General features: G+C 58.7%; 18 protein-coding genes. 6 read left to right on the top strand and 12 right to left on the bottom strand.

The genetic code is table 11. The features are described from left to right. Positions 1-157: 157 nt before the first annotated feature. Both fumA and FHW76_RS11030 read right to left on the bottom strand, forming a co-directional pair. On the bottom strand, positions 158-1,810 hold the full coding sequence (gene fumA, locus FHW76_RS11035; RefSeq protein ID WP_008805047.1) for a class I fumarate hydratase FumA: 1,653 nt from the start codon (positions 1,808-1,810) through the stop codon (positions 158-160). 54 nt (positions 1,811-1,864) lie between these two features. Beyond that, complete coding sequence (locus FHW76_RS11030) at positions 1,865-3,376, bottom strand: anion permease (protein ID WP_012968326.1); 1,512 nt, start codon at positions 3,374-3,376, stop codon at positions 1,865-1,867. Positions 3,377-4,018: 642 nt separating this feature from the next. On the opposite strand from FHW76_RS11030, the gene FHW76_RS11025 reads away from it, so the two are divergent. Together FHW76_RS11025 and FHW76_RS11020 are read left to right on the top strand one after the other, a co-directional pair. Further along, entirely contained in the window at positions 4,019-6,796 is a 2,778-nt protein-coding gene (locus FHW76_RS11025) for a flavocytochrome c (protein WP_049165089.1), read from the top strand. A gap of 214 nt (positions 6,797-7,010) precedes the next feature. Next, on the top strand, positions 7,011-7,961 hold the full coding sequence (locus tag FHW76_RS11020; RefSeq protein WP_172871906.1) for an FAD:protein FMN transferase: 951 nt from the start codon (positions 7,011-7,013) through the stop codon (positions 7,959-7,961). On the opposite strand, the gene dcuR is transcribed toward FHW76_RS11020, so the two are convergent. Next, complete coding sequence (gene dcuR, locus FHW76_RS11015; protein ID WP_008805043.1) at positions 7,942-8,661, bottom strand: two-component system response regulator DcuR; 720 nt, start codon at positions 8,659-8,661, stop codon at positions 7,942-7,944. The genes FHW76_RS11020 and dcuR overlap by 20 nt on opposite strands. Continuing rightward, entirely contained in the window at positions 8,658-10,274 is a 1,617-nt protein-coding gene (locus FHW76_RS11010) for a sensor histidine kinase (RefSeq protein WP_064165714.1), read from the bottom strand. The genes dcuR and FHW76_RS11010 overlap by 4 nt, the downstream gene beginning before the upstream one ends. 373 nt (positions 10,275-10,647) lie before the next feature. Between FHW76_RS11010 and FHW76_RS11005 the strand changes: the two genes are divergently transcribed. The 4 genes from FHW76_RS11005 to FHW76_RS10990 all read left to right on the top strand — a co-directional run bounded on the left by FHW76_RS11005 (position 10,648) and on the right by FHW76_RS10990 (position 15,957). Beyond that, positions 10,648-11,571: an N-acetylmuramic acid 6-phosphate etherase gene (locus FHW76_RS11005; protein ID WP_117133002.1), complete on the top strand. Its 924-nt coding sequence runs from the start codon at positions 10,648-10,650 to the stop codon at positions 11,569-11,571. Between the two features lie 307 nt (positions 11,572-11,878). Continuing rightward, the gene (mqo, locus tag FHW76_RS11000) at positions 11,879-13,489 is read left to right on the top strand and encodes a malate dehydrogenase (quinone) (protein ID WP_224226274.1); all 1,611 of its coding nucleotides are present in this window, start codon (positions 11,879-11,881) and stop codon (positions 13,487-13,489) included. Positions 13,490-13,675: 186 nt separating this feature from the next. Then, entirely contained in the window at positions 13,676-14,860 is a 1,185-nt protein-coding gene (locus tag FHW76_RS10995) for a multidrug effflux MFS transporter (RefSeq protein WP_040968473.1), read from the top strand. A 170-nt stretch (positions 14,861-15,030) separates the two neighbouring features. Beyond that, complete coding sequence (locus FHW76_RS10990) at positions 15,031-15,957, top strand: LysR substrate-binding domain-containing protein (RefSeq protein ID WP_101825058.1); 927 nt, start codon at positions 15,031-15,033, stop codon at positions 15,955-15,957. Here FHW76_RS10990 and mdcH read toward each other — a convergent pair. The 8 genes from mdcH to mdcA all read right to left on the bottom strand — a co-directional run bounded on the left by mdcH (position 15,947) and on the right by mdcA (position 23,006). Then, positions 15,947-16,849, bottom strand: a complete 903-nt coding sequence (gene mdcH / locus FHW76_RS10985) for a malonate decarboxylase subunit epsilon (protein ID WP_023340079.1) — start codon at positions 16,847-16,849, stop codon at positions 15,947-15,949. The genes FHW76_RS10990 and mdcH overlap by 11 nt on opposite strands. Further along, positions 16,849-17,466 (bottom strand): malonate decarboxylase holo-ACP synthase, encoded by a 618-nt coding sequence (locus tag FHW76_RS10980; RefSeq protein ID WP_064170113.1) that lies wholly within the window; start codon positions 17,464-17,466, stop codon positions 16,849-16,851. Before FHW76_RS10980 ends, mdcH begins: the two co-directional genes overlap by 1 nt. 3 nt (positions 17,467-17,469) lie before the next feature. Continuing rightward, complete coding sequence (locus FHW76_RS10975; protein ID WP_012541868.1) at positions 17,470-18,429, bottom strand: AEC family transporter; 960 nt, start codon at positions 18,427-18,429, stop codon at positions 17,470-17,472. A 136-nt stretch (positions 18,430-18,565) separates the two neighbouring features. Continuing rightward, positions 18,566-19,366, bottom strand: coding sequence for a biotin-independent malonate decarboxylase subunit gamma (gene mdcE, locus FHW76_RS10970; RefSeq protein ID WP_012968318.1), 801 nt, complete (start codon positions 19,364-19,366; stop codon positions 18,566-18,568). After that, positions 19,366-20,199: a biotin-independent malonate decarboxylase subunit beta gene (locus FHW76_RS10965; RefSeq protein WP_008805034.1), complete on the bottom strand. Its 834-nt coding sequence runs from the start codon at positions 20,197-20,199 to the stop codon at positions 19,366-19,368. Before FHW76_RS10965 ends, mdcE begins: the two co-directional genes overlap by 1 nt. Continuing rightward, positions 20,192-20,491, bottom strand: a complete 300-nt coding sequence (gene mdcC, locus FHW76_RS10960) for a malonate decarboxylase acyl carrier protein (RefSeq protein WP_012541865.1) — start codon at positions 20,489-20,491, stop codon at positions 20,192-20,194. Before mdcC ends, FHW76_RS10965 begins: the two co-directional genes overlap by 8 nt. A gap of 17 nt (positions 20,492-20,508) precedes the next feature. Next, positions 20,509-21,351, bottom strand: coding sequence for a triphosphoribosyl-dephospho-CoA synthase (locus FHW76_RS10955; protein WP_023340082.1), 843 nt, complete (start codon positions 21,349-21,351; stop codon positions 20,509-20,511). Further along, a complete protein-coding gene (mdcA, locus tag FHW76_RS10950) occupies positions 21,351-23,006 on the bottom strand; it encodes a malonate decarboxylase subunit alpha (RefSeq protein ID WP_008805031.1) in 1,656 nt (551 codons plus the stop codon). The genes FHW76_RS10955 and mdcA overlap by 1 nt, the downstream gene beginning before the upstream one ends. Positions 23,007-23,185 lie beyond the last annotated feature (179 nt).

Genomic DNA, 23,185 nt, shown 5'->3' with positions numbered 1-23,185 from the left:
CCTGAGAAAGAGAATTATTGTTATTTTTCAGCAAACAACGGACGGCTTGTAGTTGAGCATAGCCTGGCGCGAAATGAATTCAAGCTGGCGCGGCGTGGGCATAAAAAAAGCCGTCGCCCAAACGGCGACGGCCTGATATCAGCGTCAGAAGTGAGCGTTAGCCGTGCTGTTGACAGCCGGCACACTGCTTATTCTGGATCTGCTGGAAGAAGTCGTTACCTTTATCATCAACCAGAATAAACGCCGGGAAATCTTCCACTTCGATTTTCCAGATAGCTTCCATCCCCAGTTCCGGATAGGCCACGCACTCGAGGCTCTTAATGCTCTGCTGGGCGAGCACTGCTGCCGGGCCGCCGATGCTGCCGAGGTAGAAGCCGCCGTGTTTATGGCAGGCATCGGTCACCTGCTGGCTGCGGTTGCCTTTCGCCAGCATCACCATGCTCGCGCCGTGCGACTGCAGCAGATCGACATAAGAGTCCATGCGGCCTGCGGTAGTCGGACCGAGGGAGCCGGAGGCATAACCGGTCGGCGTCTTCGCCGGGCCCGCGTAGTAGATCGGGTGATCTTTGACGTACTGCGGCAGCGCCTCGCCGTTATCAATAAGCTCTTTTAGCTTGGCGTGGGCGATGTCGCGGGCCACGATGATGGTGCCGTTGAGGCTCAGGCGGGTGGAGACCGGGTGCGCCGACAGTTGCGCCAGGATTTCGCTCATCGGCTGATTCAGGTTGATGCTGACGACATTGCCTTCACCCTGCTGACGCAGATGTTCAGGGATATATTTCCCCGGATTGCTCTCCAGCTTCTCGATCCAGATGCCGTCGCGGTTGATTTTCGCTTTGATGTTGCGGTCGGCGGAGCAGGAGACGCCCATGCCGATCGGGCAGGAGGCGCCGTGGCGCGGCAGACGGATCACCCGGATATCGTGAGCGAAGTATTTCCCGCCAAACTGCGCGCCGAGGCCGAGGTTCTGCGCTTCCTGCAGCAGTTCCTGCTCCAGCTGGACGTCGCGAAACGCCTGACCGTGCTCGTTGCCTTCGGTCGGCAGGCCGTCGTAGTAGCGTGTGGAGGCCAGCTTCACGGTCTTCAGCGTCGCTTCTGCCGAGGTACCGCCGATCACAAACGCGATGTGGTATGGCGGGCAGGCGGCGGTACCGAGGGTACGCATCTTCTCGACCAGATAGTTTTTCAGCTTCGCCGGAGTGATCAGCGCTTTGGTTTCCTGATAGAGATAGGTTTTATTGGCGGAACCGCCGCCTTTCGCCATGCACAGGAACTTATACTCTTCGCCGTCGACGCTGTAGAGATCGATCTGCGCCGGCAGGTTGGTGCCGGTGTTGACCTCTTTATACATATCCAGCGGCGCGTTCTGTGAGTAACGCAGGTTATCTTCGGTATAGGTGTTGTAAACGCCCTGCGCCAGGGCGGCTTCATCGCCACCGCCGGTCCAGACGCGCTGGCCTTTTTTACCCATGATGATGGCGGTGCCGGTATCCTGACAGGTCGGCAGAATACCTTTGGCGGCGATTTCGGAGTTGCGCAGGAACTGTAGCGCCACGTATTTGTCGTTTTCGCTGGCTTCCGGGTCGAGCAGAATCGAGGCGACCTGCTGCTGATGGGAGACGCGCAGCATAAAGGCGGCGTCATGGAAGGCCTGCTGGGCGAGCAGGGTCAGCGCCTGCGGCTCTACTTTCAGAACCGGCTGGCCGTCAAATTCGGCGACAGAGACGTGCTCTTTGCTGAGCAGATAGTATTCGGTATCGTCGTGCGCCAGCGGGAACGGATCCTGATAAACAAACGGTTTAGTCGACATAGTCACTTACTCCATAAAGATAAAAACCGCCGGGGTGGTCCCGGCGGTTATGAATCAGAACATCATGGACATCCACGGATAGCCAATCAGCAACAGGGCGGCCAGGAAGATGGCGCCAAAGATGGTGCCGAGGCGCCAGTAGTCTTTGGTCGGCAGGTAGCCGCTGCCGTAGTAGATTGGGCTTGGGCCAGTACCGTAAGGGGTGATAATCCCCATCACGCCCAGCGAGGTGACCATCAGCAGGACGAACACTTCCATATTCATACCCGGAATGGTGGCCGCAATAGTCAGCATGGCCGGCAGCAGGGCAGTGGTGTGCGCGGTGGTGCTGGCAAACAGGTAGTGCAGCAGGTAGAACGCCAGCAGCAGGACGATGGTCGCCACGCCTGGGGAGATACCGCCCATCAGCGCGCCGCCCTCTTTACCCAGCCAGGCGATGAAACCGGTGGAGGAGAGGCCGTCGGCCAGCGCCACCAGGGTGGCAAACCAGACAAAGGTGTTCCACGCCGCTTTGTTGTTGGTGATGTCGCTCCAGGAGAGCACGCCGGTCCACAGCATCAGCACGATAACCAGCAGGGCGGCCAGCGCCGGTTCAATCCAGTCGGCGGCGAAGATCCACATCATCAGCGCGAAGCAGACGAACACCAGCAGCAGAATTTCATTGCGCGACAGTTTGCCCAGTTTTTCCAGCTCACGCGCGGCCCACAGCGGCACTTCGTTATTGATTTTCACTTCCGGCGGATAGAACCAGTAAGCCAGCAGCGGCATAGTCAGGATCAGCAGGACACCGAGCGGCAGGAAGGCGATGAACCAGGTCCCCCACGAGATGTTGATGCCGACGATGCTTTTTACCAGCGCCAGGGCCAGCAGGTTCGGTGCCAGCGCTGACAGGAACATCGAGCTGGTGATACAGGCGGCGGTGATCGCCACCCACATCAGATAGGAACCGATTTTACGCGCGCTCGGGTCGTTTGGTTTTGAACCGTACAGCGGCGGCAGGTTGGCAATAATCGGGTAGATGGTACCGCCGCTGCGCGCGGTGTTAGACGGCGTAAACGGCGCCAGCAACAGGTCAGCGAAGGTGATGGCGTAGCCCAGCGTCAGGCTGCGACGGCCAAGATATTTCACCAGGATCAGCGCCAGGCGGCGGCCAAACTGGGTTTTATCGTAGCCGGCGGCGAACATGAACGCGCCGAAGATAAGCCAGACCGTGGAGTTGCCGAAGCCGCTCACCGCCCATTTAAAGGAGGCGCCGGCCAGCTTGAAGCTCGGGGCGGCCATCTGTTCCGGGCTGAACAACAGCCACTGGCTACAGAGGGCGATCACCACCACGCCGGTGATGCCGATAACGGCGCCAGGCAGCGGTTCAAAAATTAACCCGACGATCACCCCGACGAAGATGGCGAAGTAGTGCCAGGCGTACGGCGGCAGGCCGTCCGGGACCGGAACGAACAATAACAGTACGGCAACGATAATCGGCAGCGCCATCATCAGGAGACGTTTTTTAGTCGCAGTCGTTGGATTGACTGCACCGGCAGGCGGTATGGTTGTCTTTTTCTCTTTCATAATGAGTATCTGCAAGTTGTTGAAAATAGCGTTTACGCCAGCGACATGCTCAGTGATTTCTTTAATTACAAAAGTTACTTTAGTTTTTATTTTTCGTTTCTGAGTATCGTCAGGGCGTTTATTTAACGCGTTTGTCTGGGCGTTAAATTAAATTTGTTGGTTATTTATATATTGCGCTTTCAATGGCCGTTGCAATTGATCGAGATCAAGAAAAGCAGGTGATTTCACTATTTTTTTTATTATCAGTATAACCCTATATGATGAGGTGTTAATTTGGATAAAATATCGATAAATGTTAAAATAAAAATGAACATTTAATGCTGAATTTATCCATTATTTTCGTAACAGCATGAAAGTAAATGCTTTTATTGAAATTCTAGATCGTTTTGAATGTTAACATAAGTATCTAAAATGTTATCGTACATTTGTATTATGTAAATGCTATTTATTATTTTAATAATACAATAGAGGTAGCGATGTTATTGTTGGGGTTAAATAGTTTTATAACTAACGTAATTGATTTAGTAACTAAAAAACACGCTATATTATTGGCATGACAACAGGAATTAAAAAACCAAAACCATTAATGATTCCGTCACCCCATTCTGAGTTTTTAATATTTTAAAATCTGGAGCGTAACTTATGACCAGTAACGAACGAATTCTGCAGCCATTTACTTTACCAAATGGTACGGAGCTGAAAAACCGTTTGCTCATGGCGCCGATGACCACCTGCACCGGTTATTTCGATGGGACTGTCACCAGCGAGCTGGTGGAGTACTATCGCGCTCGCGCCGGCAGCATCGGCACCATTATTGTCGAGTGCTGCTTTATTGATGACTACGGCCTGGCCTTCCCGGGCGCGATCGGCATCGATAATGATGAAAAAATTGCCGGCCTGGCGAAAATCGCCGAGGCGATCAAAGCGCAAGGTTCAAAAGCGATTCTGCAGATCTATCACGGCGGACGCATGGTCGACCCGCAGCTGATCGGGGGGCGCCAGCCGGTGGCGCCAAGCGCTATTGCCGCGCCGCGTGAGGGCGCCGCGATGCCGCGGGCGCTGAGCGGAGAAGAAGTGGAAGGGATGATCGCCAAGTTTGGCGACGGCGTCCGTCGCGCCATTCTCGCCGGCTTCGACGGCGTCGAAATTCACGGCGCCAACACCTACCTTATCCAGCAGTTCTATTCACCGAACTCCAACCAGCGCGACGACGAGTGGGGCGGTAGCCGCGACAATCGCGCCCGTTTCCCGCTGGCGGTCCTCGACATCACCCACAAAATGGCCCGCCAGTACGCTGACGATGCCTTTATCATCGGCTATCGCTTCTCGCCGGAAGAGATGGAGGTCCCGGGGATCCGCTTCGACGACACCATGTATCTGCTGGAAAAGCTGGCTGCCCGCGGTGTCGATTATCTGCACTTCTCGGTGGGCGCGACCCTGCGTCCGTCTATCGTCGATACCAGCGATCCAACACCGCTGATCGAGAAATACTGCTCGATGCGCTCTGAAACCCTGGCTCAGGTGCCGGTGATGGGCGTCGGCGGGGTGGTTAACGTTGCTGATGCCGAGCTGGGCCTCGATCACGGTTATGACCTGATCGCCGTGGGCCGCGCCTGCATCGCCTATCCGGACTGGGCGGCACGCATCGCCGCCGGTGAAGAGCTGGAGCTGTTTATCGACAGCACCCAGCGCGAGGCGCTGCACATTCCGGAACCGCTGTGGCGCTTCTCGCTGGTGGAAGCGATGATCCGCGACATGAGCATGGGCGACGCTAAATTTAAGCCGGGGATGTTTGTTGAAACCGTTCAGGATGACGCCAATGAACTGGTGATCAACGTTAGCCTCGAAAATGATCATATTGCCGATATTGAACTGGCGGCGAGCCCGGTGCAGACCGTCGAGTTCACCACCAGCTTCGAAGAGATCCGCGAACGTATTCTGACCGCCAACACCCCGCACGTGGACGCCATTTCCGGTGCTACCAGCCAGAGCGAAGCGGTGAAAAAAGCGGTCGCTAAAGCGATGCTGAAATCCAGCAAAGCGCTGGCAGCGGAAGAGGGCGGCAATGACGCCGCGCCGAAAAGTTATGACGTGGTGGTGGTCGGCAGCGGCGGCGCCGGCCTGGCGGCAGCCATTCAGGCTCACGACGAAGGCGCCAGCGTCCTGATCGTCGAAAAAATGCCGACCATTGGCGGCAACACCATCAAGGCTTCCGCCGGGATGAACGCCGCGGAAACTCGCTTCCAGCGGGTCAAAGGTATTCAGGACAGTAAAGAGTTGTTCTATCAGGAAACCCTGAAGGGCGGCCACAATAAAAACAACCCGCAGCTGCTGCGTCGCTTCGTGGAGAATGCGCCGCAAGCCATTGAGTGGCTGGCGGACCGCGGCATTATGCTCAACGACATCACCACCACCGGCGGGATGAGCATTGACCGTACCCACCGTCCGCGCGACGGGTCAGCAGTCGGCGGCTATCTGATTAGCGGCCTGGTGCGCAACATCACCAAACGCGGGATCGACGTCCTGCTGGATACCTCGGTGGAAGAGATCCTGATGAGCGGGGATGAGGTGAGCGGTGTACGTCTGGTCAACGACGAAAAAGAAGTCATTGAAGTACAGACCAAAAGCATCGTAGTGGCCACCGGCGGCTTCAGCGCCAACAGCGCGATGGTGGTGAAGTATCGTCCGGACCTCGACGGTTTCGTGACCACCAACCACAAAGGGGCAACCGGGAGTGGTATCGCGCTGCTGGAACGCATCGGCGCTGGCACCGTGGATATGGGCGAAATTCAGATTCACCCCACCGTCGAACAGCAGACTTCGTACCTGATTTCCGAATCGATTCGCGGCGGCGGCGCTATTCTTGTTAACCAGCAGGGGAACCGCTTCTTTAACGAAATGGAGACCCGCGATAAAGTCTCGGCGGCGATTATCGCCCTGCCGGAACACTATGCGTACATTGTCTTTGACGAGCATGTGCGGGCGAAAAACAAAGCTGCCGATGAGTACATCGCCAAAGGCTTCGTCACCAGCGCCAGCTCCCCGCGTGAACTGGCGGAGAAACTGGGGATGGATTACCATGCCTTCCTCGCCACCCTCGAGTGTTACAACGGGGCAGTGGAAAAACAGCATGATGAACAGTTTGGCCGGACCACCGCGCTGCGCGCGCCGATTAACGAAGGCCCGTTCCATGCCATTCGCATCGCCCCCGGGGTGCACCACACCATGGGCGGCGTGACCATTAACACCGATGGCGAAGTGCTGAACGTTGACCAGCAGCCGATCCACGGCGCCTACGCCGCCGGTGAAGTGGTGGGCGGGATCCACGGCGGCAACCGCATCGGCGGTAACGCGGTCGCGGATATCATCATCTTCGGTACCCTCGCGGGCCACCAGGCGGCGAAACGTGCCAGAGGATAACAGGTAATTGCTGATGCCGGGCTGGTGCTTTTGCCGCCCGGCTTAGAGCCTATCTCATTAGGGCTATTTTGCTTGCCATGTTGAACCTGGGCAGTGCTCGAAATCCTCACGTACTACGTGTACGCTCCGGTTTCTGCGCGCTGTCCGTGTTCAAACTGGCTGCGCCAATTACGCCTACTGGGATAGGTTCTTATCCCTTCTGAAGGAGAGCCCGATGTCCGATAACCGTGTCTATAGCTACTCCGCCGTCCTGATGGGTTCCCCCATTCTGCTCAAACTTTATTCCCACGATGAGGCGCTGGCCTCCCGCGTATTTCAGTTAATTAAACGCTACGAAGATCTGCTTACCGTTAACCGTGCCGAGTCGCAGGTGATGGATATCAACCATGCCGCCGGACGCCATCCGGTCACGGTCAGTCGCCCGGTCTTTCAGCTGATTCAGTGCGCCAAAGCCGCCAGCATGGTGCGCGACAGCGCCTTTAATCTTGCCATCGGCCCGCTGGTGAAGCTGTGGCGAATTGGCTTTCACGGGCACAGCGTGCCTGACGCGGCTGATATCAGAGCCCGACTGGCGCTGACCCGCCCACAGGAGGTGATCCTTGATGAGGCAACCTGCAGCGTGTTTCTCCAGCAGCCGGGGATGGAGTTGGATCTCGGGGCGATCGCCAAAGGCTATATCGCTGACCGCGTGCGCGATTATCTCCGTCAGCAGCAGGTGGAGAAGGCGCTGATCAATCTCGGCGGCAATGTGCATACCCTCAGTGAATGGACCATTGGCCTGAAAAAACCGTTTGCCGACGCGCAGGCGCTGATCGGCTCCCTGACGATCAACGGACAGTCGGTGGTCACTTCCGGAACCTATGAACGTTACTTTGAGCAGGACGGCAAACGCTGGCACCATATTCTCGACCCGCGCAGCGGTTATCCGCTGGATAACGAACTCGACAGCGTGACAGTGATTTCCACGGATTCTTTAGACGGCGATATCTGGACTACGCTGCTGTTCGGCCTCGGCGTAGAGAAGGGCTGCGCAGCACTGCGTCAGCGTGAGGATATCGACGCGATTTTCGTCACCAAAAATCGCGACATCATTCTCTCATCGCCGCAGCGGCTGCGTTTTGCGCCGCTGGACAGCGGCTATCAGGTTATTGACTGTACTGCTTAAGCAAACTGTACTGTTCGGCGACCAGGCGGTAGCGATAGACCGGTCGCCCGGTAGCGCCGTAGTGGATAGTGGTGTAGAGGATATTGATCTGTGCCAGCCAAATCAGATATTTGCGGCACGAGACGCGGGAGATATTTACGGCCGCCGCCAGCTCATCGGTAGAGAATTCAACGTCCGGATGGGCGTCAATCCACTGGCAGAGCGTACGCAACGTTTGCGCGGTTAGCCCCTTGGGCAGCTTGCGCGCGTCGCTGGCCTCCGGCGCGCCGCCGTGCAGCAGACGGTCGACGTCGGCCTGTTCGTAATACGGCTGGCCGGTCATCAGTTTACGCTTCTCCCGCCAGGTGGTGAGCGCCTCTTCAAAGCGCGGAAACTGGAAAGGTTTGATCAGGTAATCAACCACCCCGTAATGCATCGCGGTCTGCACCGTGGCGGCGTCTGCCGCCGAGGTGATCATGATGACATCGATAGCGCGCCCCGACTCGCGGATGGTCGGCAGTAGATCCAGCCCGCTGTCCTGTTGCATGTAGACATCCAGCAGCACCAGATCGATCTCCCGCTGCTTATCGTTAATCATCTCCTGGGCCTGACTGAGCGTCGAAGCGCTCCCGCTGCAACGAAAGCCGGGAACTCTTGCCACGTACAGGCGATTCAGTTCGGCCACCATCGCATCATCGTCAACAATCAACACATTTATCACGCACGTTTCCTTTTACTATCCCAGGGGAGATGAACAAAAAATTGGGTAAATACGCCGGGTTCCGACTCGACGGCGAGGGTGCCGCCCAGTTCGCGCAGCTGCTGGTTGGCGAGAAACAGCCCGACGCCACGATTCTCGCCTTTGGTGGAGAAACCTTTGTTAAAGATAGCGTCGATATTATTTTCCGGGATCCCCGGTCCGTCATCGCTCACTTCACCGCTTAGCCAGCCGTCCTGGTAGTGCAGCAGCAGGCCGATCTCACCCTCCGCCTGGCCGCTCATGGCGTCCAGCGCGTTCTCGATAAGATTGCCCAGCACCGTCACCAGCACCGTGACCTGCTTCTCATTCGGGCAATCCGGCACCAGGCTCTCTTCCGCCAGCGTCAGCGTAAAGCCGCACTCGGTGGCGCGCTGAATTTTACTTATCAGGAAGCCCGCCACCACCGGGGATTTAATACGGTGCTGAATGTCGCCGATGTCCGCCTGATAGCGGTGGGCGGTCTGCAGCACGTATTCCTCGAGTTTGCCATAGCTTTTCATATTCAGCAGGCCGAGGATCACGTGCAGTTTATTCATAAATTCATGGGAGGTGGTGCGCAGGGCATCCACATAGCTCATCATGCCGTCCAGCCGCTGCAGCAGCTGGCTCACCTCGGTCTTATCGCGGAAGGTACAGATGGCGCCGACCACCGCTTCCTGGCTGCGAATGGGCACCGTATTGCCGATCAGCAACAGGCCATTGCATCCCAGTTCGCGGTCGTACATCGGCTCGCCGCTCTGCAAGACGGTCTGCAGGTCGGCGAGCAGTGGCGTGTGGGCGAGGGTTTTGTCCGGGCCGGAAAAGAGGATCTCCTGCGCCGCCGGGTTGATCAAATTAACTTCGCCGTGGGCATCGACGGCAACGACGCCCTCCTTCAGGGCATGAAGCATGGCCTGACGCTGTTGAAACTGGGTGGAAATCTCCTGCGGCTCCAGCCCCAGCAGGACGCGCTTCAGACCGCGCACCAGGCTCCAGGTGCCCAGCGCGCAGACCAGCGCGCTGAACAGGATGGTCAACAGTACGTCCCAGCGGCTGTTGGCGATCTGTTCGTCCACTTTACTCAGCGAAATGCCGACCACCACCACGCCAATTTGCTGGTGCTGGTCGTTGAACACCGGGGTGAATACCCGCAGCGCCGGGGCCAGTACGCCGTGGTTAATGGCAACGTTCTCTTTTCCCTGCAGCGTGGGCAGGATATCCCGGCCGATAAACCGCTTTCCGATGATAGAGGTATCCGGATGCGAATAGCGAATACCGTGCATATCGGTGACGATAGCGTACAGTAGGTCGTTGCGCCGGGTGATGGCCTGCGCCAGCGGCTGAATGATCTGCTGCTGCGGGGGCGCCTCCAGTCCGCGCTTCACCTGCGGCATATCGGCCATGGTGCGCGCCACCGCCAGCGCGGTCTCTTTCAGACCGTCGCGGGTGGCATTGCTGATCTGCATATACCACAGGGCATAGACCAGCAGGAGAACGGCGCCGATGACGCTGCCAATCATCAAGGATACGGCGGTGCTCAGCTTTAACGGTAAGGCGCGTTGGCGAACGCGAGGCTGCTGCTCTGATGCCTTCATGACGATCCCGGATAGATTCAGTGAAGGCATATTATCGCCGATAGGACGGTTTTCATAAAGCCGTGTAATCAAAGCAAATCGAGGCGGTTTAGCCGATACGTAAACCGTTTCATATGCTCTGCCAGCAATCCTTCTGGCTGGCCATGCCGGCGGGCGGCGAAGATGAGACCTCAGACAGGATTGCTCAGATAACCGGCAATCGCCCCCTGACGGGGCGGTCGGGAGGGTAAACTGTGACCCCGACGGCGGTAAAGCACAGAACATTCCACTTATAGTGGCGGCAGAGGTTAAATAGGCCTGATGAATATAAGGATATGCATCAGGCCGCTGATTTCGCCGAGATGCGCTTTTTCTGTTGTAAATGGAGGTTGTTATGAACAGTTCGCTAACCGCTGCAATGCAGGCCCGCCGTCACCCGGATACCACTCACATCGATCGTCTCGCCACGGCCGACATGCTGGCGATGCTGCATCAGGATGATAAGCAGATATCGGAGGCGGTTGGCGCCTGCCTGCCGGACATCGCCCGGCTGATTGATGTCGCCACCGCGACGATGGGCCGGGGAGGGCGCCTGGTCATTATCGGCGCTGGAGCGTCAGGCCGAACGGCCATCGAGGCGGTCAGCGACTATTCGCCGGAAGGCAAACACGCGCTGGTGGGACTGATTGCCGGTGGGCAGACGGCGGCGATGGCCGAGCGGGAAACCGCAGCAAATAATTATGACCTGGGCGCCTTTGAACTGCAGTCGCTGGACTTTTCCAACCACGATATGCTGCTGGCGTTGACCGTCAGCGGCAAGACGCCATGGGTGTGGGGCGCGATGCGCCACGCCTGGTCGCTTGGGGCCCCTATCGCTGTCGTCACTCAGCAGGCGGCCAGCGAGGCGGCGCAGCTGGCGGATATCATTATTGCCCCACAGACCGGGCCGGAAGCGGTGGCAGGCTTAGCCAATCCGAAGGCTCAACTGGCCCAGCGGCAGATCGTCAACATGCTGACGACCGGGCTCGCCATCCGTGACGGTCGGGTGTACAGCAATCTGCGGGTGGACGTGCAGGCTGACAATTCGCACTGGGCGGAGCGGCAGATAGCGATTGTCATGGCGGCCACCGACTGCACGCGCAGTGAAGCAAAAGCGGCACTGGCCAGCTGCCATCAGCACTGCCGCACCGCGATCCTGATGCTGCTCAGCGGGCTGGATGCCTGGCACGCGCGCGAGCTGCTGACGCAACATCATAATCACCTGCGTCTCGCCCTGCGCGAAGCACACCGCAGCAGCACGGCCACTCCCGCCCATTAACCCCTCTGCCAGGCGCGCGCGATTGGCGTACGCGCCTGGACTTTATTAACTAAAAAAACTCTCTTTTTTTATTTTTCTCAGCAATCAGGCTGAATTTTCGATCTTATTTTTCACCAGGTATCATTTTGATGTCTCGCTTTACTTTTTTAAGTTAAATAATTATTTGATTAAAAGTGCCAGAGTGTAAATGATATTTTAAAATAAAGTAAAAGTGCGTTAATATGCTGCCTCTTATTACCGTGTGCTACGTGATAATTCTATTATGCCTGCAATGAAAAAAACGATTATTTCCTTTACCGCATTAGCGATGTTCGTCAGCGCGGCGACGCATGCTGAAGCGGATACCTCTAAAAAGACCGACTTCCTGCTGATTGGCGGCGGGATCATGAGCGCCTCGCTCGGCACCTGGCTGCAGGCGCTGCAGCCGGACTGGAACCTGACCATGGTGGAGAAACTGGACGGCGTAGCCCTGGAATCTTCCAACGGCTGGAATAACGCCGGTACCGGCCACTCAGCGAATATGGAGCTGAACTATACCCCGGAACGAGCGGACGGGTCGATTGACGTCAGCAAAGCGCTGGATATTAACGAACAGTTTATGATTTCCCGTCAGTTCTGGTCGGCACAGGTGAAACGCGGTATTTTGCACGACCCGCACTCCTTTATTAACTCCACACCGCATATGAGTTTCGTGTGGGGCGATAATGTGGATTACCTGCAAAAACGTTATAACGCGCTGCAGCAGACCACCTTATTCCAGGGAATGAAATTCTCCACCGATCACGCGCAAATTAAACAGTGGGCGCCGCTGGTGATGGAAGGTCGCGATCCGCAGCAGAAAGTGGCCGCCACCTGGACGCCGGTGGGTACCGATGTCAACTACGGCGAAATTACCCGCCAGCTGATCGGCAGCCTGAAGAAAAATAACCACTTCACTCTGCAAACCTCCTCCGAGGTGACCGATTTCAAACGCAATGCCGACAACTCCTGGCACGTGACGATTAAGAACGTGCAGAGCGGGGACGCGCAGACTATTGACGCCAAATACGTCTTTATCGGCGCCGGCGGCGGCGCGCTGAAGCTGCTGCAGAAAACCGGTATTCCGGAAGCGGATAACTATGCCGGTTTCCCGGTGGGCGGCTCGTTCCTGATGACCGAGAACCCGGCGGTCACCGCGCAGCATCTGGAGAAAGTCTACGGTCAGGCTTCGGTCGGCGCGCCGCCGATGTCGGTTCCGCACCTTGACGCTCGTTATCTCGACGGTAAGCGCGTGGTGCTGTTCGGGCCATTCGCCACCTTCTCGACCAAGTTCCTGAAAAATGGTTCGTTCTTTGACCTGCTCAGCACCACCACCACCGATAACGTGCTGCCGATGACCCACGTCGGTCTCGACAACTTCGATCTGGTGAAATATCTCGTCAGCCAGGTGATGCTCAGTGATGATGACCGTTTTGCTGCGCTGAAAGAGTACTACCCGGACGCGCGTAAAGAAGACTGGAAATTGATCCAGGCCGGTCAGCGCGTGCAGATCATCAAGAAAGACGCGGAGAAGGGCGGCGTTCTGAAGCTCGGTACCGAAGTGGTGGTCGATCAGCAGAAAACGATTTCTGCGCTGCTCGGGGCGTCGCCGGGGGCTTCCACCGCCGCGCCGATCACCCTGAACGTACTCAAGCAGATGTTCCCGCAGCAGTTTAACTCGCCGGAGTGGCAGAGCCGTATTCACGCTATCGTGCCGAGCTACGGTCAGAAGCTGAACGGTAACGTGGCGCTGACCCAGCAGGTATGGGATGACACCGCCGCGGCGCTGCAGCTGACTAAGCCGCCGGTGATCCAGATGCCAGCGGCTGCGCCGACCGCGACCGCCAAACCGGCAGAGCCGCCGCGCGACGCCTCGCCGCAGCATGATATGGCGCTGTAAAAGCACATTCGTGCAGTGAACAAAAGGGAAGACCACGGTCTTCCCTTTTTTACATCCACATTTCCCTGCCGCTATTTATGAATGATGCTCATAACCCTGTTATGATTTCCGGGGATTATCCGTTACCCCGAAACGGCTAAAATAGCCAGTCACTTCACCGCTTTCCTCTCCTTAACGGATACCATAATGACTTCATCGCATCAGCGCGCCACCAGCGGGGCGCTTTTTATTTTGATTTTAAGCGGCCTGATGGCCTTTACTTCGCTCTCCACCGATATCTATCTGCCGGCCATGCCGATGATGGCCGCGCAACTGCACGGTGATGCCGAACTGACGATCACCGGATTTCTGATTGGCTTTGCGCTGGCGCAGCTGGTGTGGGGGCCAATAAGTGACCGGCTGGGGCGTCGCACGCCACTGTTCATCGGCATGGTGCTATTTATTATCGGCTCCGCCGGCTGCGCGCTGTCGACCACCATCGATCAGATTGTCTTCTGGCGCGTGTTTCAGGCGCTTGGCGCCTGCACTGGGCCGATGCTGGCGCGGGCGATGGTTCGCGATCTGTTTGCTCGTACTCGCGCCGCGCAGATGCTCTCGACGCTGACTATCGTGATGGCGATTGCGCCGATTGCCGGGCCGCTGATCGGCGGGCAGATGATTAAATTCACCAGCTGGCACACTATTTTCTGGCTGCTGGTGGTGATTGGCGCTCTGATGTTTATCGCCTTGTGCTGGCTGCCGGAAACTCTGCCGCCAGAGCGTCGGCAGAAAGGATCGCCGCTTAGCGCGTTTCGCAATTACGCCGCGTTGGTAAAAAACCGGACGTTTATGCGTTATACCCTCAGTCTGACTTTCTTTTACGTCGCGGCTTACGCTTTTATCACCGGTTCGCCGGATGTCTATATTCGCTATTACGGCATTGCGCCGCAGCACTACGGCTGGTTGTTCGCGGTCAATATCGTTGGGGTTATGCTGATGAGCGTGGTCAATCGTCGTCTGGTGCAGCGCCATGCGTTAGGTTCGCTGTTGAAGGCGGCGCTGGCGGTATCGGCGATTGCCGTCGTCGTGCTGGCAGCCGGCGTGCGTCTGCATATCGGCGGCGTGGCGCTGATTGTGGTGAGTATTTTCCTGTTCTTCTCAATGAATGGGGTGATTGCCGCCACCTCAACCGCTGCAGCGCTGGATGAGGCCGGTGAATATGCCGGTTCCGCTTCGGCGCTGATCGGCTCGCTGCAGTATGGCAGCGGCATTATCTCTTCGCTGTTGCTGGCATGGCTCCACGACGGTACGCCATGGACGATGGCGTGGATCATGGCCGCTTTTACGCTCGCCAGCCTGCTTTTGGCGTGGCTCCATCGGCGCGTCGATTAATGAATTGAGTTCATAGAGACAAGTTGATTTCCCGGCTGGCGAGTAAGCGAACCGACAACGCGGAGAATATTGACGATAATTAGCGGTTGCGGTCAAAACGGACGTGAGGGTTATTGTTATACTGCCTTGAATTACTGAAGAAAAACGATAACCAGGAGTGTGGAAGGGCTATGAAAGACGATATCAACCAGGAGATCACCTTCCGCAAGCTATCGGTCTTTATGATGTTTATGGCGAAGGGCAATATCGCCAGAACCGCCGAAGCCATGAAGCTCAGCAGCGTTAGCGTGCACCGCGCGCTGCATACGCTCGAAGAGGGGGTCGGCTGCCCGCTGTTTGTCCACAAAGGGCGCAACCTGCTGCCGCTGCAGGCGGCGTGGACGCTGCTTGAATACTGCCAGGATGTGATGAGTCTGATGAGCCGTGGTCTTGAGGCGACGCGCAAAGTCGCCGGCATCGGTCAGGGGCGGTTGCGCATCGGTACCCTCTATTCGCTGACGCTGGAAACCGTTCCGCGCATCATTATGGGGATGAAGCTGCGTCGCCCGGAGCTGGAGCTGGATCTGACCATGGGCTCCAACCAGATGCTGCTGGATATGCTGGAGGACGATGCGCTGGATGCTATCTTAATCGCCACCAATGAAGGCGAGTACAATCATTCGGCCTTCGACGTGGTGCCGCTGTTTGAAGATGATATCTTCCTCGCCGCGCCGGCGACGGAACAGCTGAATACCACTCAGCTTGCCGACCTGCGCGATTATGCCGATCGTAAGTTTGTTTCGCTGGCGGAAGGGTTTGCGACTTATGCCGGGTTTCAGGAGGCCTTTCAGGTGGCCGGTTTTGAGCCGGAAATTGTGACCCGGGTAAATGATATCTTTTCGATGATAAGTCTGGTGCAGGCAGGGGTTGGCTTCGCGTTGCTGCCGGGACGCATGAAGAAAGTTTATGAAAACGATGTGCAGCTGTTAAAGCTGGCGGAACCCTATCAGATGCGCCAGCTGATCTCTATCGTCTATTCGCACCATCGCGAGCGCGATGCCGACCTGCTGGCGCTGGCGGCGGAAGGGCGGATGTACGCCCGCAGTATTAATCGCTAAGCCGCTGCGCCAGATGGCGGGCGACGTCTACGCCGCTGCGCTCCAGCGAAATGGTCTCGCCGCGCCAGCCCGCCTGGCGGGTCAGGCAGGTGAGCACCCCGCCGGGCGGCATCTCGATTGCCAGCCTGGCGTCGCGTTCATCGGCGGCGATCATCGCCTCCTGCCAGTGCACGGTGCGCGCCATGTTCATCGCCAGATCGTCAGCGATCCGCTGTGGATCCCACAGCACGCGCGCCGTCGAGCCGCTTAAATAGGCGCGCTGAGGGCGCGTTAAGGTGACGTCGGCAAAGGCTTTTGCCAGCGCTGCGGCGGGTTTATCCAGCAGTGCGCAGTGCGAGGGCACGCTGACCGCCAGCCGCTGGGCTTTACTGGCGCCAGCCCGCAGCGCCAGCTGCGCCACCTCGGCCATCGCCTCATCGCGCCCGGCGATCACGATCTGCGTTTCGGCGTTGAGGTTGGCGAGATAAACCTCGTGGCCCTGCATCAGCGCCTCAACCCGCGGGCGGGTCAGCCCCATAATCGCCGTCAGCCCGTAACCTTCGGGATAAGCCTGCTCCATTAAATCGCCGCGCAGCGCCACCAGCCGCAACGCGCTGGCGAAATCGAGCGCGCCGGCAATCACCGCTGCCGGAAACGCGCCGATAGAGAGGCCGCTGACCATCTGCGGATCCACGCCCTGGCGCTGTAGCTCGCGCGCCCAGGCGACCCCGGCGATCAGCAGACAGAGTTGTACCGCACGGGTGTGTTTTAGCGCGTCGGCGCTATCGAGAGTAGCGACTTCATCCCCCAGCACGGCGCGCGCCTGGGTGAAGATAGCCTCGCGATCGGGGAGGGCCGCCAGCATGCCGGGGCGCTGGCCGCCCTGACCGGGAAAAGTAAATAAAATCTTCATCATTCCTCCCTGTGCCACGGCGTCGCGGTTAAGCGTGCGCCATGGGATGTTTTCAGCAGCGCACGGCCATCGCGCAGCCACTCATTAAGGGCGAAGGCGCCGTAGGGCGTTTCTACCTGGGTATCGGCGCGGCACGGCAGTTGGGCCACACGGGCCTGCCACTCGCGCAGCGCCTCGCGATCCAGCGGCTGCGGCGCGCGGATCAGCAGATCCAGATCGCTTGCCGCATGGAGTACCGGGATCTCAGTGGCCAGCGCATAGCCGGTACTGCCGGTGACGCCCCAGCGCCAGGACCAGGGGTGTAAGGTAAGGGCGATAGCCGCCTGAACCGGCGGCTGTGAAACAAAAGGGGAGCCCAGCAGACGCTCGCGCTCCACCAGCATTTCCGGCGTCACGCAGCGCACGATATTGTACGCCTGGACCCAACCGGCGGCGCGCTGCTCGCGCTTCATGCCCCGCACCCCCACCGGGATGCGGGCCTGGTCATCAACGTCGCGTCTCACCACCACCGGCAGCGCGGCTCGCCACTGCTGAGCCACCCACGGCTCGGCAATCGCTTCCAGGGCGCTGGCGTGGTTTAACCAGAGTAAATCGTGGGGACGCGGCGTTGATGACATGGTTTACAGTCCTGAGGTCAAAGAGATAAACAGCGGTAGCGACAGGATACACAGAACCGAGCTCAACAGCAGCACGGCTTCAGCATCCGGAGATTGCACCCCGAAGCGGTTGCCGAAGACCACGCCGAAGAAGCCGGCGGCCAGGGCAATCATCAGGATCGCGGTAATGGCGATAGAGCCGTGCAGACCCAGCAGCATCACCAGACCCCAGGCAATAAACGGCTGCACCAGCAGTTTCACGATGGTGGAAGTGGCGATCAGCGCATTGAGCTGCAGTTTACGTGCCGACAGGATCACCCCGGTGAGGAACAGCGCGGCGGCGGTGGCGGCCAGGCCCAGCGGTTTGATGGAGGCCAGCAGCATTTCCGGCATTTTGATGCCGATAGCGGAAAGCACCACCCCAAGCAGCGGGCCCCAGACGATCGGTTTTTTCACCGAGCGCCACATCAGCACCGGCAGCATCGCCAGCGTAGAACCGCTGTTTTCACCTGCGGCGCGGGCTTTTTCACGTTCCAGAATCAGCAGGCAGAACGGGGTCATCAGTACCGAGCCGCAGGCGATAGAGACCGCCACCGACAGCGAGGTTGACGCGCCTTCACCCAGCACGCTGCCGAGGATCGGCAGACCCAACGCGGCATAGTTTGGCAGGGCGACGGTGAGGGTCAGCACCGCGGCATCCTGCGGCGTGCGTTTGAACACGCTGGTGGCGAGGAAGTAGATCGCGGCATAGGTGATCCACATCGCGCCGGTCAGCACCAGCACCAGCGGCGACTGGGCGACGATACCGGCCCACGGCGTTTGTACCGTGGCGCTAAACAGCGTGGCGGGTAAGGCAAAATCCATTACAAAGATATTGAGCAGGGAGACATTTTTATTATCTACCATCCCGGCCTTACCGGCCCAGAAGCCCAGCAGCATAATGACGAAAATCGGGGCAAGAGCATGAATAATCACATAAGTCATAAATCACCTGTAAATAAAATAGAGTACTGGCGCGATTGTTATTTTTTCTAAAAGCCGTCCCTTCCCGGAGCGTGTATTCCGCGCTCCGGGGGACAGCTTCCGGCAGGTTTTCTTCTACTACTTACGTACGAACGTCTTACCAGCTGGCGCGCATGCGATCGCGAACCAATTGTGAGCTACGGCGGTTTTCCGCGCCCAGGCGGCACTTCAGCGAGGTATCTTTGCGCGCGTCAGCGATGGCGTCGCGCAGGGTACGGCTGACCAGCGACAGATCGCCTTCGTCTGGCGCATCCGGATTATTAATATCCAGAAGGGCGGAGAGCAGGCCGAGCGTCGCATAGTTGCTGACGTCGTAGGCCATCGGCGGGATTGTCGCCGCCAGTTTCTCCAGCGCCTCCACGGTACGCAGCGTAATGCGCGCTGCCGATTCTTTACCCATCGCGTGGACCAGCACACCGCTATCGTTAAAGGCGATCAGGCGGTTGGCCTGGTAGCCGTGGGCCAGAAACGCCCCGGACATCGCTTTTCCGACAATCAGGCCAATCACCGGGTGGCCGGCAAGACGGGCTTTGGCGTAGGCGCCTGCCGCCCCGGCCAGCGCCTGATGGATGCCGAAAGCTTCTTCGCGGCGGCCATAGGCCTGGCTCGGGACATCAATTACCGCGACGATCGGCCGTTTCACAGGCTGGTCGGCGTCAGCGGCGATGGTTTCATTGACCACTTTCGCCAGCGTCCAGCCTTCCAGCAAGCCGACTTCGCCGCCGGCGGCGCGCGGGTAGTGGTTGTTGGCGTCAGGCACCACGGCGATAAAGCGGACGCTTTCACCATCAATCTGGCCATCTGCGACCTGCACCGAAGGGCACAGACCACTCATCAGCGGCGCGTCGGGCGCCAGTTTATTCAGCCACAGCGCGGCGCGGTTTGGGAACTGACTCATTATTTATCCTCCCGGGCAAAAAGCTGTTTAATCTGCGCGGTATCCGCCTGCTGGCGGGTATCGAACTGGCTCAAGCGACGCAGATAATCGTCATAGTTGTCGCTGCGGTGCTGTACCGGTACGCCTTTGGCGATCGCCTCGTTCATTGCGGTTTTAACGGCGTTAACGCCATCGTTAACCAGCGCGTCGACCAGTCCGCTGGCGGCGCGAATTTCACCCCCGGTCATGCTCCAGATAAACGGACGGTTGCGGGAGTCGTACTCTTCAATGCCGGCTTCCTGCTCGATAACCTGCGGGCCGTTGAGGCCGAGACGGGCTTCACGGGTGACGATAAGGTAGCTGCACAGCGCCGCGGCGATGGACATGCCGCCGAAGCAGCCGACGGTACCGGTAATAATGCCGACCACCGGGGTGTAGCGGCGCAGGTCGACAATCGCGGCGTGAATATCGGCGATGGCGGCCAGACCGAGGTTGGCCTCCTGCAGACGTACGCCGCCGGTTTCGAGGCACAGTACCGCCTGGGTCGGGATACCGTTGCGGTTATCTTCCGCCGCCAGCTCCAGTGCGGCGGCCATTTTGGCGCCGGAGACTTCGCCCATACTGCCGCCCTGGAAGGTGCCTTCGATGGCAATCACCACCGCAGGTTGGCCGTTGATCGTGCCTTTGGCGACCACCATACCGTCGTCGGACTGCGGGACGATGCCCTGCGCGCCGAGCCACGGCGACATAATGCCTTCAAACGGATCCAGCAGTTCGCGGTAGCTGCCGTCGTCCAGCAGGGCGTGGGCGCGTTCGCGAGCGCGCAGTTCGATAAAGCTGCGATCGTTACGCATGAGCGGCCTCCTCAAAGACTTGTTCAATACGAATACGAGCGACGCCCGGCGTGGCGCCGAAGTCGTGGATAATCAACTGCCCGGCGGGCAGACCGTTGATCAGGTTCAGCCTGTCGAACAGCGCCTGCCAGCGCGCCTGGCTGTTATCCACGGAGGTAGTGATCTGTACGTTGAGCGTGGCGCTCTGTGCGGCGGTATAAAGCACTTCCATATCGCCTGAACCTACGACTCCTGCCAATGCTTTGCCGCTGAGGGCGCGGTTGGCAGGAAATGACAATGTAATCTGTTCCATAACATCCTCTGAATGCGTTAGCCGGCAACCCGGTCGAGAAACAGGGTGGCGGCAAGGAGATCGGCCGCGCCACCCGGCGAGGCGTTGTGCGCCAGCATCTGCGCATCAAGGCGCGCCAGCGCGGCGCGACCGGCGACGCTGGCGCAACCGCCCGCCGCCAGAACCTCGCGAGCGCCTTGCTGCATGGCATGCAGGCCGTTCATGCCGGCGCGCGACAGCACGCAGGTATCGCTCAGCGAGGTCATGATGGCCATCAGCGCATCAAGGCGCGCCTGCGGCTCGCTGGCGCCTCGCGCCCGGCTCTGCCGCAGTTGCGGCAGCGCCAGGGTGGTAACATGCGGAAATCCGCGCTGCGCTTCCTCGCGTGCGCCCGGCACCTGCCAGCGGCGGCTGGCGCGCAGACCCTTACTAAAGCTTTTCGGCGCGAAACCGTCCGGCAGGCGGGCAAGGGCGGCTGCGGCGGCGGCGATCGCCTGTGATTGACCCTCTCCACCCAACATCGCCACCGCGCTGACCAGCAGGCCCAGCGCCCAAATGGCGCCGCGGTGGGTGTTAACTCCACCTGTCGCCATCATCATCTGCGCTTCACCTTCGCGACCGAGGCGGCCGACGGTTTCGCGCAGGGCGATATCCGCCGGACGCTGCCAGCTTTGCTGCGCCAGCGCGTGAAAGGTCGGCTGCAGGCTGCGGGCGGAGCGTTCCATCAGGTCCAGATTGAGATCCTGATGCGCGCCGTTGCCGCGACTATCGACCAGGCCCGGTTTCGGACTCAGACGGGCTTCGTCAATCAGACACGCGCTGGCGGTATGCGCCAGCCAGCTGACGCGGCTTTCTGCGTGCAGGGGGGAGAGATTTTTCATTACCAGCTCCGGAATTTTGCCGGTGGGTTGTACAGTCCGTCGGACCACTCCACCAGGTCGGCGACGCTGCCGGCCGCCAGTAGCGAGCGGGTGGCATCGCTACGGCGAATGCCGATATCTTCCGGGTACACCACTTTGCCGCTCTGGCGCAGGGCGGCGACGCGTTTGGCGTCCACCCCGAGGCCAATATCGGTGATCCCGGCCACCGCGGCGACCATCGCCCGGCGCTCTTCAAGGCTCTCCGCGCGGTACAGGTAAGCGATACCCTCTTCGGTCAGCACGTGGGTCACGTCATCGCCATAAATCATCACCGGCGCCAGCGGCATGCCGGAGGTTTTCGCCACCTCAACCGCGTCGAGGGTTTCAACGAAGGTCGGTTTCACGCCGGCCTGGAAGGTTTCGACCATCTGCACCACCAGTTTTTTCCCACGCTGCATCGGGTCTGGTTCAGTGATCATATTGAGCCAGGCCGGGGTGGCGTGGCGGCGACCGTGCGGGTCGTGGCCCATGTTCGGCGCGCCGCCGAAGCCGGATAGGCGGCCGCGGGTGACGGTGGAGGAGTTAGCCAGGCCATCAACCTGCAGGGTCGAACCGATAAACATATCTACCGCGTACTGACCTGCCAGCTGGCAGAAGGCGCGGTTGGAACGCATTGAGCCATCCGGGCCGGTAAAGAAGATATCCGGGCGGGCGCGGATGTACTCTTCCATCCCCAGTTCGCCGCCGAAACAGTGCACGCTCTCCACCCAGCCGCTCTCGATGGCCGGGATTAAGGTCGGATGCGGGTTCAGCGTCCAGTGTTTACAGATTTTGCCTTTCAGTCCGAGCTGTTCGCCATAAGTGGGCAGCAGCAGTTCAATGGCAGCGGTATTAAAGCCGATACCGTGGTTAAGCGACTGCACCTGATGCTCCGCGTAGATGCCTTTGATCGCCATCATCGCCATCAGAATGTGTTCTTGCTTAATCAGGCGCGGGTCGCGGGTGAACAGCGGTTCAATGAAGAACGGTTTGTCGGCGACCACCACGTAATCAATCCACGAGCCGGGAATATCCACGCGCGGTAGATCGCATTCGTCGTCCACCAGTTCGTTGACCTGGGCTATCACAATGCCATCGTGGAAGGCGGCGGCTTCGACCAGCGCCGGGGTATCTTCAGTACTTGGCCCGGTGTACAGGTTGCCTTTGCGGTCGGCTTTATAGCCCGCGATCAGCGCGACGTTTGGCGACAGATCAACGTACAGGCGGGAGTAGAGTTCGATATAGGTGTGGATGGCGCCGATTTCGAGCAGGCCATCTTCCAGCAGCTGCGAAATGCGCAGGCTCTGGGTGCCGGAGAAAGAGAAATCCAGTTTACGGGCAATGCCTTTTTCAAACAGGTCCAGATGCTCGCTGCGCCCGACGCTGGGCATAATCATATGCAGGTCGTGAATTTTTTGCGGATTGACCTCGGCGAGCATGCGGGAGAGGAAATCAGCCTGTTTCTGGTTGTTGCCTTCCAGCACCACCCGATCGCCCGGGGCGAGCAGATTTTCCAGTACGCTGACCAGCTGGTCAGTGGGGATGACTTTGCCGGCGATCTTCGCTTCGGCCAGCCGCCGCTGTTTTTCCGTCCGGCGACGGTTCCAGACCCGCGCCGTCGTTTGTTCAGCATTCATTGTTAACCTCCTGATTCGACAAATCGTTTTGTTTGTCCTGGTGGAAGTTAGTGTGCGATGTGCGGCGCTGCGCATCAATTAAGCACGGCGGCTAATTGTTAGCTTTAGAGTAACGATTGGGTCTTACCGTTTGTGATAGGGATCAATAATACGAAAGGCGTAGTGGTCTAAGAGAAGAG

Origin of the sequence: Klebsiella sp. RC2 (genome assembly GCF_014192815.1) — a bacterium.
Lineage (GTDB): Bacteria > Pseudomonadota > Gammaproteobacteria > Enterobacterales > Enterobacteriaceae > Klebsiella > Klebsiella variicola.
Note: the sequence above shows the minus strand (reverse complement) of the source record. Positions and strands in the feature narration are given on the sequence as shown.